Below are 12,588 nucleotides of genomic sequence, written 5' to 3' on the forward strand. Positions count from 1 at the left end.
GTGGTCTCTTTGATATTTCGAAACCATTATCTGTCAGCGATTTTCGTGTTCACTATCAGAGTGAACTGTCAGGATTCGTAGAGCATCTCGAGACGGACATCACAATTTATCGCGCACATCGATGTCCTCATTGTGATCAGGGGGGAGTGCTCGGCAAACTCGAGATCGCTAACTGGTGACCGATTGTTCGGTGATTATCGAGATCAGCCCCAGACAATGGAGTAGTACTTCCACAGCGCGGCGATCAGCGCGAACGCGGTGGCCGCGATGACGGAGATCGCCGGGCCTCGAGTCGGTGTCTTGCCCTCGGAGTCGGTGAGACGCAACGGCATCCACCGCAGCAGCACGGCGAGCCCGATGATCGCCAGCGGGACGAAGTAGCGGCCCTGCACGCCGTCGATGATGTAGTACCCGACCGGCGTGAAGGACATATAGAGCGTCACGTAGATCATCGCGACACTGGCCGCCACGGTGAGTGCGACGATCAGTGCGCGCCGCAACGTCGCTGTGGCTGGATTCATCCGCTCCGCGATGCCGACGCTCACCGCGAAGGCGAGCAGACAGGCCAGCATCGACAAGGCGGGCACGTCGATGTAGGAGAAGCCGAGCTCGCCGAAGAACTGGCTGAACCACCGCTCGTCCCGCAGCGCGATGCTGTCGCCGAAGGTGTTCACGAAATGGAGGGGATCGGCGAGGATGCCGTGCAACTGCTCGCCGGGTTTGACGGAGTTCCACTGGTGCGGCGGGCGCATCAGGCCCATGCCGTCGCCGGTCGGCGCGGCGACCTTCATCCAGGCCGCGAAAACGAGACCACCGGCGGCGGCGAATCCCCACGGGATCCAGCGCTGCCACCCGGAGTCGGCCCACGATGCGCCGGGCGCGACGCGCGAGAATCCGAGCCGATGTACCGGCACCACCACGACGAGCATCGCGAGCAACACATATGTCGGCTTGCTGATCGGCAGCAGGATGGTCGCGCTCAGCAACGCCGCCGTTTCCACCCGCCCGAGCCGGTCGCCGAGGAAAAGTGCCTTGACCAGCAACGCGGACACCATGATGGCCAGCGCGTTGGTCAACGTGTCGGCCGTGACCGTGCCCGACTGGAACACCGCGATCGGCAGCGCGGCGACGGTGAACGCCAACCATTGCACCCGATGTCTGCGCAGCGCCGACAAGCCGAATCCGACGATGCTCAGGTAAGCGAAAAGTCCGGCGAACCGGGTGAGCAGCACCATGCCGCCGACGTCGAGGCCCAACAGCTCGGAAAGCCGAATGCCGACGGCGGCCGGGATATACGGCACCGGCGAGTACGCGGCGGTATTGGTAAACCAGACCGGTTCGGTGGCAGAGGAGATCGCCGCACCGCCGAGCCGGTCGTAGTCGCCGGGCTCGGCGACCATCGGGTCCGGCTCATCGGGGTTGGTCGTGTAGTCCTGCAGCGCGTAGCCCATCAACGCGGTGATGCTGGTCGGCACGTTGCCGCCGTAGGCGACGGCGCGATCGTCCTTGATCCGCTCGGGCAGGAAGCCGCCGTGGGCGACCTGGTAGGCCCGGCCGAACTGGGTGATCTCGTCATGACCCCAGAACGGCGGGGTCACCACGGTGAACAATGCGCCGAAGAGGGTGGCAAGGAGGGTGAAGGCGATGGTCGCCGCGCCGAAGCGGGCGACGATGCGCTGCGCTGTTCGGCCGACCGCGTTGCGTGCTGTGCCCGCCGATTCGGCGGCTTCGGGCGACTTCGGTTGTGCCGCAGCATTGTCCGAGCTCGAGGACTGGTCCAGGTCGGGTGCTCGATCCGGCGTGTTATCGGCTGGTGTCGCGTTGTCCGCGGGTGCCGGCTCGCGGTCGTCGGTCGTGGTCCGGTCGGCCGAAGTGGTCAACGGTCGGCTCCACCGTTCGCGTCACCACCATGTCCGTTCGGGCGCTGCGGGTCGTCGGCGCTGACGGCCGAGTAGCGCAGGTAGACCAGCCGGGACGCCTCGTGCCGTGAGCGGCGGATGCCGTCCAGGATCAGGCCCGCGGTCCAGGCCAGGCTGCCGAGCAGCAGCAGCGTGAAACCGAGGAACAGGGTCGGGAAGCGCGGCACCTCGTGGGTGTTGTAGAACTCGACCACTATCGGAATGGTCAAGATGATCGACACCAGGAAGCTCAGGGTGCCGAACAGGCCGTAGAACGCGACCGGGCGCTCATGCCTGGCCAGGCCGATGATCAGCGCCAGAATCTTGAAGCCGTCGTGATAGGTGCGCAGCTTGCTTTCGCTGCCCGCGGGCCGATCACGGAAGCCGACGGGGACAGCGGTCTGCGGCACCCGCAGATGCAGCGAATGCACCGTCAGCTCGGTCTCGATCTCGAATTCGCGCGACACCGCGGGGAAGCTCTTCACGAAGCGGCGCGAGAACACTCGGAAGCCACTGAGCATGTCTTCGACGTTCTCGCCGAACACCTTTCCGACAACACCGTTGAGCACTTTGTTGCCGGTCTCGTGGCCCGAGCGGTACGCCGAGGCGCCCTCGTCCTGCTGCTTGCGGACGCCGAGCACATGGTCGTAGGGGCCGTCGAGCAGTGTCTTGATCATCAGCGGCGCGGCCGACGCCTCGTAGGTGTCATCACCGTCGATCATCAGATAGACATCGGCCTCGATGTCGGCGAAGGCCCGCCGCACCACATTGCCCTTGCCCTTGGTGTGCTCGGCGCGCACGATCGCCCCGGCCGCGCGGGCCCGCTCAGCGGTCGCGTCGGTACTCAGGTTGTCGTACACATAGACGACAATTCCCGGCACGGCAGCCTGGAGGTCGGCGACGACCTTGGCGACCGAAGCCTCTTCGTTGTGGCACGGGACCACGGCGGCGATACGAAGCTCGGTGGAGTCCACCCGGGTCAATCCTCGAGGTCGGCGGTGTGAATAGGAACACCGGGAGGGTACAGGGCAGTGCGGCGCAGCGCGTACTCGGTAAGGATCTGCGTGCGCTCGGTTCACCGAGCCTAATGCGTGCGGTCGGAGGCGGCCGGTTCCGGCGCCCGGGCGCAGCGAAGGCGCGGTCGGCACCGGCTGGGGTACCGTCGCCCGGTGTCCTACCCCGAGCAGCCCGTGTCAGCACCCGAGCGGTCCGGCTCCGTGCCACCGGCGCCTGCCGCGCAGCCGCTTGCCACGAAAGTAATCGGCGCCCTGCGGCGCGGCGGGGCGTTCCTCGTGGTCGGCGCGATCGGGTTCCTCGTCGATGCGGGCACCTACAACCTGCTCGTGTTCTGGGGCGGGGAGGGAATTCTGTACCACTCTCCGTTGCCCGCCAAGATCATCGCGATCGCTGTGGCTACCGTTGTCACCTACTTCGGAAACAAGTGGTGGACGTTCGCGCACAAGAAGACCGGCAACCCCGGCCGTGAATATCTGCTCTACGCCGTGTTCAACGTAGTAGCCATCGGCTTACAGCTGGGCTGTCTCGGTTTTTCCCGCTATGTGCTCGACCTGTCCACCCCGCTGTCGGACAACATTTCCGGCACGTTGATCGGGCAGATCGTCGCGGTGGTTTTCCGTTACTGGGCCTACGACAAATTCGTCTTTGTCGGCGGTTCGGCGAACGTCGAGCAACAGAAGTAATTGCGGCACCCTGCTTGCTGAACAGGCACGGGGCGAGGTCGGTTGATATCCTCGCACCCGCCGCGAACGGCATCCAGGGGCTGTCTGTCCCATCAACACCCGGAGCGAATACCGGGAGCGCCGCCAATCGACACCGAGGATTTCGAGGACTTCATGGATCAGTCGGCTACCCAAGCCGTTACCGAAACCAACGATCGACCTTCGGCTGCTGAAGCGCCCGCCTCGCTGCGCGCCGACCATCGGGCGCCCGATCGGCTGCTGCTGCAGCGCGGCATCTTCACCGGACCATCGGCGAAGGTGAGCGACGAGCTGTATGCCGTCGTGAAGGGCCGCGCGCATCGGGAGCGACTGGCGTTACGACTGGAGAAGGGCGCGACCGCCCACACCAACACCTACTTCGGTCGGTTCGCCGCCAGCTACTGGCAGCGCTGGACCACCGTCACCGAGGTGCGCGCGACGATGGTGCTCGACGTGGCCGCGAAGGCAAGGGTCCGGGTGGTTGCCTCCGATATCGCCGGGCATCGACGGATCATCGAGACCGCCGAGATCACCGCTGCAGGCCCGGTGACCCTGACCGCGCCGCTGGACCAATACGTCGACGGTGGTGCGCTGTGGCTCGAGTTCGAGGCCATCGGCGGCGACCTCGGGATCACCGAACTCACCTGGACCTCGGTCGCGCCCGACCGTGTGCGGCCGGTGGCGATCGCGATCTGCACCTTCAACCGGGCCGCGGATTGCGCCGAAACGGTGGCCGCGCTGGCCTCGGACGCGACCGTCCTCGCCGCGATCGACGCGGTGTACGTGGTCGATCAGGGCACCGATCTGGTAGAGAACCGTCCGGTGTTCCAGCAGACCCTGCCGGTCTTCGGCGACAAACTGCGCTACATCCGCCAGCCCAATCTCGGCGGTGCGGGTGGCTTCACCCGCGGCCTCTACGAGGTGTCCGCGGTGAACGAGCACGCTGATGTGATCCTGATGGACGACGACATCCTGTGCGAGCCGGAGACGGTGCTGCGGCTCAATGCCTTCGCCAACATGACGGTGGAGCCGACGCTGGTCGGCGCGCAGATGCTGTTTCTGCTGAACCCCGACTACCTCAATGTCGGCGCCGAAGAGGTGCACCTGCACGAGCTCAAGCACGGGCAGAAGGTGCCGAAGGCATTGCGCAACACCAGCATGCTCAAGCGCAACCAGGAACGGCGCGTCGATGCGGGCTACAACGCCTGGTGGACCTGCCTTATCCCGGCGGAGGTCGTGGCCAAGATCGGTCTGCCGATTCCGATCTTCTTCCAGTGGGATGACGTCGAATACGGTGTCCGGGCCCGCGAGAACGGGTTCGTGACGGTCACCCTGCCGAATGCCGCGGTGTGGCACGCCGACTTCTACTGGAAGGACTACGACGACTGGGCGCGTTATTTCAGCACCCGGAACTCGCTCATCGTCGGTTCATTGCACGCCGATCTCGACGCGAAGGCCATCAGCCGCCAGCTGTTCCGCAGCCTGGCCGAACATCTGGTCGCCATGCAATACGGTCTGGTGCACACCACCCTGCAGGGCATCGAGGACTTCCTCCAGGGCCCGAAGGTGTTGCGCGACGGGGGCATCGAGGCGCTGGCCGCCGCCCGCGCCGGCCGGGCCGACTATCCGGAGACGGCCAAACACGCCGCCGCGACCCCGCCGGTGCGCTCCGGGGATATCCAGCTGCGCCGGGCGGGCGGTGAACCGAGCCGGGTAACCGCCGTGCTGATCAAGCGCGCCATCGGCCAGTGGACCGGCCGCACCCAGCACGGCTTGATCGGCATCACCCGTGAGGATGCGCACTGGTGGCACGTCGCACTGTTCGACCACGTGGTCGTCACCGATGCCTCCCAGTCCGGCGTTCGAATCCGCCGCCGCGACAAGGCAAGGGCGCGCGCCCTGCTGCTACGTACGCTCCGCGTCCTGCGCCGCCTGCGCCGCGAACTGCCTGCCTTGCAGCAGCAGTACCGTGCCGCGGTCCCGGAGCTCACCAGCCGCGCGAACTGGGAACGCCTCTACGGCATCGAGTCCGACTAGATCGCCGTGGACAACAGTTGGGCCGCACCTGTCTCGCAGGTGCGGCCCGGCTGTTGTGCTTCACCGACCGGTCAGAGGAATAGATCGGTGGTCAGTTCGGCGTCGCCGGGGACGACGCGGTACTTGTCGAGATCGGTTATGCCGTGGGCGGCAAGGACTTCGTCGTCGAGGAAGAAGTTTCCGCTGGTCTCCTTCGACGGTGCGGTGAGGACCAGGTAGGCGGCGTCGGCGTAGATGTCGGGGGTGCGGGAGGTGGCGATCATTTCTTCGCCGCCGAGCAGGTTCTTCACCGCGGCCGTGGCGATGGTCGTGCGCGGCCACAGGGAGTTGACCCCGATGCCGTCACCCTTGAGCTCCTCGGCCAATCCCAGTGTGGTCAGCGACATTCCGTACTTGGCGATGGTGTAGCCCAGCGCCATGCCCGCCCACTTGGGGTCGAGGTTCAGCGGCGGCGAGAGGGTGAGGATGTGCGGGTTGCGGCCCGCCGCCGCCGACTCGCGCAGTGCGGGAATGCTGAGCTTGGACAGCAGGAAACTGCCGCGACAGTTGATGTCCTGCATGAGGTCGTACTTCTTCATCGAGAGGGCGTCGGTCGGGGAGAGGTCGATCGCCGAGGCATTGTTGACCACCAGGTCGATGCCGCCGAAGCGCTCGACCGTCTGGCGCACGGCCTCGGCCACCGACTCGTCGATGCGCACGTCGCCGACGAAGGGCAGCACCTGGCCGCCCGCGGCTTCCAACTCGGCCGCCGCGGTGTGGATGGTGCCGGGAAGCTTGGGATGCGGCTGGTCGGTCTTGGCGATGAGGGTGATGTTCGCGCCGTCGGCCGCGGCCCGCTTGGCGATCTCCAGACCGATGCCGCGGCTGCCGCCCGACATGATCATCGTCTTGCCTGCGAGCGGCTTCGATCCCGGTTCCGTCATGACCTGCTCCTGTCGTCTGTGCCGCAGGTGGCGCCCAGCGGCCTTCCGCGCTTTGCACGTTAAGCGTAAACCCTGTTCCTATGCAACCAGTTGCATAGGGTGGTCGAAGAGAGGGCATCGGAACCCCGCGACTCCGATGCCCTCGACTTCGCCGGAGGCGTCAGATACTCGCGATCATGACGATATTGAGCAGCATGATCAGTGCGGCCAGTCCCCAGGTGATGTAGAGGAACAACATGCCGGGCGTCTTCTGCGGGACCTGACCGATAGCGCCGTTGAGGAAGACGACCACGGGCGCGCGGTAATAGAACCGTGTGCCCTGCCCCTCGGCGATCGGCGCAGTCACAGTGGCGGGGCCCATGTCGAACAGCCACGGGGTGGTGACCTTGACGTGGTACTGGCCCGGCCCGACGGGGATGTGATTCTGTCCCCAGCGCGTGTTCGGCACCCGCTGGCCATTGACCAGGATCTTCGGCTTGGTCAATGCCAGCAGGAAGGCGAATCCCGAATACGACGCATCGATGGTGAGTCCGGGCGGTGCAGGCGGCGCGGGCGGTGCGCCATAGGGCGCCTGCTGCGCGAACTGTGGTGCGGGCTGCCCGTACGGCTGCCCATACGGTGCGGCCGGTTGCCCGAACTGTGGAGCTGGTGGCTGGCCGTAGGCAGGTTGCGGGATCTGCGGTTGGCCGTAGGCAGGTTGCGGGATCTGCGGTTGGCTTGCGTGTTGCTGATCCGGCGCGTGCTGCGGCGGTGCGCCATATGGTTGCGGCGCACCGTACTGCGGTGCGGGCTGGCCGTATGCGGGCTGCCCAGGCCATTGCCCGGGCTGCTGGCCCTGAGGCGGATACCCGCCGGGGTAACTCATTCAACCCTCCCAGTTAGCGATCAATGCGAGCCGACCCTACCGTGATTCGGCCAGTTCAGCGCCGCCGAGAGTTCCGCTGCTGGTAAGTGCTGCGGTGCTGCTTGGTGATGTCGCGCCAGACTCGCTCCCGCTCGGCGTGCAGTCGTTTGTCGGTGCGGGCGGCCATCCAGGCGTTCTCGCGGGCCAGTTTGCGATAGCTGTCGACCCGGCGCTGGGTCAGCTCGCCGCTATCGATGGCCTCCTGTACCGCGCAGCCCGGTTCGCCATGGTGCGCACAATCGCCGAAGCGGCATTGCTCGGCAATGGATTCCAGATCGCTGAAGGTCTTTTCGAGGCCCTCGGCCGCATCCCACAACCCGATGCCGCGCAATCCGGGCGTATCGATCAGCGTGCCGCCACCTGGCAGCGGTTGCAGCTCCCGGTGCACTGTCGTGTGCCTACCCTTCTTATCGGCCGCGCGAACAGCGTTGGTGGCGAATGCTTCTCGACCGAGCAGGGCATTGGCGAGCGTCGATTTGCCCGCGCCGGAGGGGCCGATCAACGCGACGGTTCCGTCGAGCATCGCGGTGAGTACATCCAGCCCGAATCCACTGCTGGCACTGACCGCGAGCACCACAGCGCCCGGTGCGATCGCGCGCACCTCGTCGAGCGGAATGTCCAGCGCGGCATCCGCTTTGGTGAGCAGCACAATCGGCTGTGCGTTGCTTTCCCAGGCCAGGGCGAGCATCCGCTCGATGCGCCCGAGATCGATATCGCCGTCGGCGGCGGTGCAGATCAGCGCCGTATCGACATTCGCGGCGAGCACCTGACCCTGCGACCGTCCCGACACCGCCGATCGCATGATCGCCGACCGTCGCGGCAGCAGTTGCCGCACCGTCGACTCGGCATCGATGCTCACCCAGTCACCAGTGCACAGACCGCTGATCTCGGAATCCGATCGCGGACACCGAGCCCGGGCCTGCCCCGTGGGCGTCGCGACATCACATTCGCTGCGGTCCAGGCGAATCACCCGCGCGGGCACACACCCGTCGGTGATGAGCGCCTCGTATTCAGTAGCTACGGCTTCGGTCCAGCCGTAAGGGACAAGCAGGTCGTAGTCGACCATGATGGAAGGAATCCTTCGTCGAGCACCGAGCCCGACCAGGGCTCAGTGAGGGGAGTGAGAGGTGGAGGTCCGTCGGGCGGCGCACAGTCGCGCGGCTCGCCCGGGCATGACAATCCGAAGCTTGATAGTCACGCGGCCCGCCTCCTCACCTGTCTCGTCGAAGTTCCCCAACACACTGACAGCTGCGCCCAGCCCTGCGCAACTTATTTTTCCCGCGCCGAAGCGCGTGCGTGGTTCGGCGCGGGGATGGCTCGCAGCGGTCGGGTGCTACGAGATCAGCGTTTGTCCGGTTTGCCGAACTGCTCGTTGCGGCCGAGGCTGCGCAGGTGGAACCATTCGCGCAGGCCGGCGGGGTCGCGGCGGGTCACGAGGAAGAACCAGGAGAAACGGATCCACTCCTGGGGGAGCAGCTTTCGCATACCGGGCTGGGCCATCAGGTAGCCGCGATTGCGGTAGGTGAAGTAGCGCTTCACCGGATCATCGGGGTACTGGGTGTGCATGCGGCCGCCGAGGATCGGCTTGAATTCGGCGGCGCCGTTGGGGTGTAGGTAGGCCGTTTGTAGGCAGGTGCCGAACGGCAGTCCGGAGCGGACCAGACGGCGGTGCACCTCGACCTCGTCGCCTCGAACGAACAGGCGCAGATCGGGCACGCCGATCACATCGACCGCCTTGGCGGAGATGAGGGCGCCGTTGAACAGGGAGGCGATACCAGGCAGGAAGTCCTCATCGCCCAGTTCGGAACGCAGGCGCCGCCACACCACGCCGCGGCGCAGCGGGAAGGCGAGCCGATCCGGCTCGTCGATATCGCAGACCACCGGCGAGACCTCGGAAAGGCCGTGCGCAGCAGCACAATTCAGCAGAATGGACAGCACCTCGGCGCCCTCGGGCCTGCCATCGTCGTCGGCGAGCCACACCCAGTCCGCGCCCTGGGTAAGCGCGTGCAGCATGCCGAGCGCGAAACCGCCCGCGCCACCGAGGTTGTGTGCCGATCCCAGGTAGGTCGATTCGATCGGCTGCTGCCGGACCAGCTCGGCAACCTCGGGCTCGTTGCCGTTATCGATCACGATCAGGTGATCCACCGGCCGCGACTGGGAGGTGACGACCTTCAGCGATTCCGCGAGCAGCTCACGCCGCTTGTGGGTCACCACGACCGCGATGATCCTGGCGTCGGGGCCGGTGCTGGTGGGGGTGAAGTCGGCCGGAGCGGTCGCAGGCGCCGAATCGCTCGCGGCGGTCTCGGAGGTGTCCGGCGGCGTATCGACCGGGGACTGCCCCACGATCGGGGGTTCCTGCCCGGTCGATTCGCTCATGCGTCCGCCTCGCCGGCGCTCGGCTTCGGCATGTGCGGTGCGCGACGGCACACGATTCGCTCGCTCATGCCTTATTCCGCTCCAATTCTCGTTCGGTGCCCATTGTCCGCTCGGCTTCCATTTCGCGCAGCACGGTGGCGACGTGGTTTCCCGCATCCGGTCCCTCGTACGCGCGCACAACTTCTTCGATCCCGCCGCGCAAACGGATCTGCCCATGGTCGATCCACATGGCGGTATCGCAGAGTTGCGCGAGGAATTCATTGGAATGGCTGGCGAACACCAGGATGCCGGACCTGGCCACCAGTGACTGCAGTCGGAGGCGGGCTTTCTTCATGAATTCGGCGTCCACCGCGCCGATGCCCTCGTCCAGCAGCAGGATTTCCGGGTCGATCGAGGTGACAACGCCCATGGCCAGGCGAACCCGCATACCCGTCGAATAGGTGCGCAGCGGCATGGACAGATACTCGCCGAGTTCGGTGAAATCGGCGATCTCATCGATCTTGGACAGCATCTGCTTGCGCGTCTGCCCGAGGAAAAGGCCGCGGATGATGATGTTCTCGTAGCCGGAAATCTCCGGGTCCATGCCGACCCCGAGATCGAACACCGGCGCCACCCGGCCACGGATGCGCGCACTGCCGCGCGAGGGCTCGTAGATTCCCGAAAGCAACCGCAACAGCGTCGATTTGCCCGCGCCGTTGTGCCCGACAAGGCCGACCCTGTCGCCTTCCTTCAGTGAAAGCGTGATGTCGCGCAAGGCCTCGACGACCACGACATCGGACTGATTGCGTCCGATCGCGCCGCCCGCCTTACCGAGGAACGCCTTCTTCAGCGACCGTGATTTCGCGTCGAAAATCGGGAACTCGACCCACGCCTGGCGGGTTTCGATACTCACATGGTCGGTCATCGAGCCCCTCCTAAACCCAGTACGGCACGCGTGAACGGAACTGCTTCATCGCGAAGAGCGCCACGATCCAGCCGATCACGGTGATGGTGCCGACGATCACCCAGTGATAGAGATGCTGATCGTCGCCGAGCAACGGCGCACGGACGATCTCCAGGTAATGGAACGTCGGAACGATTTCGGCCAGTTTCGCGCGCTCGCTGACCTGGCCGCCCTGCGCCTCCAGGCTCTTCGTATTCCACATGACCGGAGTCAGCACGAACAGCATCAGCGTGAGGCTGCTCAGGATCGGTGCGATATCGCGGTACCGAGTACTGAAGATGCCGAAAACGATCGACACCCACATCGCGTTGAGGAACAGCAGCCCCAGTGCCGGGATGGCGAATACCGCGGTCCAGTGCAGTTTCTCCCAGACACCGAATGCGGCCAGCACAACCAGGTAAATCAGCATGTTGTGCGCGAAGAACAGCAGCTGACGCCACACCAGGCGATAGACATGCACGCTCAGCGCCGAGGGCAATTGTTTGATCAGTCCCTCATTGGCGATGAACACATCGGAGCCCTCGAGGATGCTCGCGTTGATCACGTTCCAGACGATGATGCCGACGGCCACATAGGGCAGGTAGTCCTTGATCGGCTGATCGAGCAGCGCCGCGTACAGCAGGCCGATCGCCGCGGCCTGCACGCCGGTCGCGATGGTGATCCAGAACGGCCCGAGCACCGAGCGCCGGTAGCGCTGCTTGATGTCCTGCCAGCCGAGCGACAGCCATAGTTCGCGCTGCGAAAAGCCACCGCGGAAATCCTTGAAGGCGCGTTGGAAGGTCTGCGAATCCGACACGATCGGTGTCTCGACCGCCACGTCCACTGCGGTCGCATCGTCTGCCGATGCGGTCGGCTGCTCGTCGGGGGTCACCGGAGTCTCATTCGCTGACTTCTCGTTCGCGTCTTCCGTGGAAGGCTCGTCGGAAAGTGCTTGGCTGGTATCTGAACGCACTTGGCTCTCTTCAGTACGCCCCGGGTCGACTGCGGAAACCGAGTCGGGGCGAGCGGCAGCGGCGGGCACGGTGCCCGAGCCTACCCTCGTAAATTCCGGTCGGCCCGCGTGGCCACGCGGGGTCTATAGATACTGTCCGGTTCCGCCGGTGGTCTGGCCCGGTGCGCCAACCCGTGGGTCGACCGCATGGATGCCGGGCGGCAGCGCGCCCTGACGCATCTGTTCCAGCTGGGCCCGTGCCGCCATCTGCTGTGCGAACAGTGCGGTCTGGATGCCGTGGAACAGCCCCTCCAACCAGCCGACCAGCTGCGCCTGGGCGATGCGCAGCTCGGCGTCGGTGGGGATGGCGTCATCGGTGAACGGCAGCGTGAGCCGCTCGAGCTCGGCGCGCAGTTCGGGGGCGAGGCCCTGCTCCAGCTCGCGGACCGAGGATTTGTGGATCTCGCGCAGACGGGTGCGACTGGCATCGTCCAGCGGTGCGGCGCGCACCTCTTCCAACAGTTGTTTGATCATGGTGCCGATGCGCATGACCTTCGCGGGCTGTTCGACCATGTCGGCGAGCGATTCGCCGGAGTCATCGTTGTCATCCGACGCCTCGGACGACTTGTCGCTGTCGGTGACGACCTGCGCGGTGAAGGGCGAGTCCGATCCGGCCTCCGCAGGGGCGGCCAGCGGTCGGCCATCGGGTCCGATCACGACGATGGATTCCGGTGCCTCATCCGATTGCGTCATGATCCCTATCATGTCGCGTCCGCCGCGAACACGCTAAGGCGGGCGGTCGAGGTCGCCGGAGTCCGTGCCGCGGTGGTGCGCCGGCGTTCTATTCTGTTCGGGTCG

Annotated in this window: 11 protein-coding genes; 2 read left to right on the top strand and 9 right to left on the bottom strand. The window is 65.7% G+C overall.

The annotated features are described in order from the left end of the window. Positions 1–203 precede the first annotated feature (203 nt). Both AB0M74_RS28685 and AB0M74_RS28690 read right to left on the bottom strand, forming a co-directional pair. The gene (locus AB0M74_RS28685) at positions 204–1,880 is read right to left on the bottom strand and encodes a DUF2142 domain-containing protein (protein WP_366529410.1); all 1,677 of its coding nucleotides are present in this window, start codon (positions 1,878–1,880) and stop codon (positions 204–206) included. Beyond that, positions 1,877–2,872 carry a glycosyltransferase gene (locus AB0M74_RS28690; RefSeq protein ID WP_366529411.1) on the bottom strand — a complete coding sequence of 332 codons (996 nt, stop codon included), beginning with the start codon at positions 2,870–2,872 and terminating at the stop codon, positions 1,877–1,879. Before AB0M74_RS28690 ends, AB0M74_RS28685 begins: the two co-directional genes overlap by 4 nt. 195 nt (positions 2,873–3,067) lie before the next feature. Here AB0M74_RS28690 and AB0M74_RS28695 point away from each other — a divergent pair, with 195 nt between their 5' ends. Together AB0M74_RS28695 and AB0M74_RS28700 are read left to right on the top strand one after the other, a co-directional pair. Beyond that, positions 3,068–3,598 carry a GtrA family protein gene (locus AB0M74_RS28695; protein ID WP_366529412.1) on the top strand — a complete coding sequence of 177 codons (531 nt, stop codon included), beginning with the start codon at positions 3,068–3,070 and terminating at the stop codon, positions 3,596–3,598. 153 nt (positions 3,599–3,751) lie between these two features. Continuing rightward, positions 3,752–5,653 carry a glycosyltransferase gene (locus tag AB0M74_RS28700; protein ID WP_366529413.1) on the top strand — a complete coding sequence of 634 codons (1,902 nt, stop codon included), beginning with the start codon at positions 3,752–3,754 and terminating at the stop codon, positions 5,651–5,653. 71 nt (positions 5,654–5,724) lie between these two features. Here AB0M74_RS28700 and AB0M74_RS28705 read toward each other — a convergent pair whose 3' ends face one another. The 7 genes from AB0M74_RS28705 to AB0M74_RS28735 all read right to left on the bottom strand — a co-directional run bounded on the left by AB0M74_RS28705 (position 5,725) and on the right by AB0M74_RS28735 (position 12,483). Beyond that, positions 5,725–6,576 carry an NAD(P)-dependent oxidoreductase gene (locus AB0M74_RS28705; protein ID WP_366529414.1) on the bottom strand — a complete coding sequence of 284 codons (852 nt, stop codon included), beginning with the start codon at positions 6,574–6,576 and terminating at the stop codon, positions 5,725–5,727. A gap of 160 nt (positions 6,577–6,736) precedes the next feature. After that, positions 6,737–7,441 (bottom strand): hypothetical protein, encoded by a 705-nt coding sequence (locus AB0M74_RS28710; RefSeq protein ID WP_366529415.1) that lies wholly within the window; start codon positions 7,439–7,441, stop codon positions 6,737–6,739. Between the two features lie 55 nt (positions 7,442–7,496). After that, positions 7,497–8,546 carry a ribosome small subunit-dependent GTPase A gene (rsgA, locus tag AB0M74_RS28715; protein WP_366529416.1) on the bottom strand — a complete coding sequence of 350 codons (1,050 nt, stop codon included), beginning with the start codon at positions 8,544–8,546 and terminating at the stop codon, positions 7,497–7,499. 275 nt (positions 8,547–8,821) lie between these two features. After that, a complete protein-coding gene (locus AB0M74_RS28720; protein WP_366529417.1) occupies positions 8,822–9,856 on the bottom strand; it encodes a glycosyltransferase family 2 protein in 1,035 nt (344 codons plus the stop codon). Positions 9,857–9,920: 64 nt separating this feature from the next. Continuing rightward, positions 9,921–10,760: an ABC transporter ATP-binding protein gene (locus AB0M74_RS28725; RefSeq protein WP_366529418.1), complete on the bottom strand. Its 840-nt coding sequence runs from the start codon at positions 10,758–10,760 to the stop codon at positions 9,921–9,923. A gap of 10 nt (positions 10,761–10,770) precedes the next feature. Then, positions 10,771–11,598 (bottom strand): ABC transporter permease, encoded by an 828-nt coding sequence (locus AB0M74_RS28730; RefSeq protein WP_366529467.1) that lies wholly within the window; start codon positions 11,596–11,598, stop codon positions 10,771–10,773. A gap of 276 nt (positions 11,599–11,874) precedes the next feature. Beyond that, positions 11,875–12,483, bottom strand: coding sequence for a bacterial proteasome activator family protein (locus tag AB0M74_RS28735; protein ID WP_366529419.1), 609 nt, complete (start codon positions 12,481–12,483; stop codon positions 11,875–11,877). Positions 12,484–12,588: the final 105 nt, after the last annotated feature.

The sequence above is a fragment of the Nocardia sp. NPDC051463 genome, assembly GCF_040681975.1.
GTDB lineage: Bacteria > Actinomycetota > Actinomycetes > Mycobacteriales > Mycobacteriaceae > Nocardia.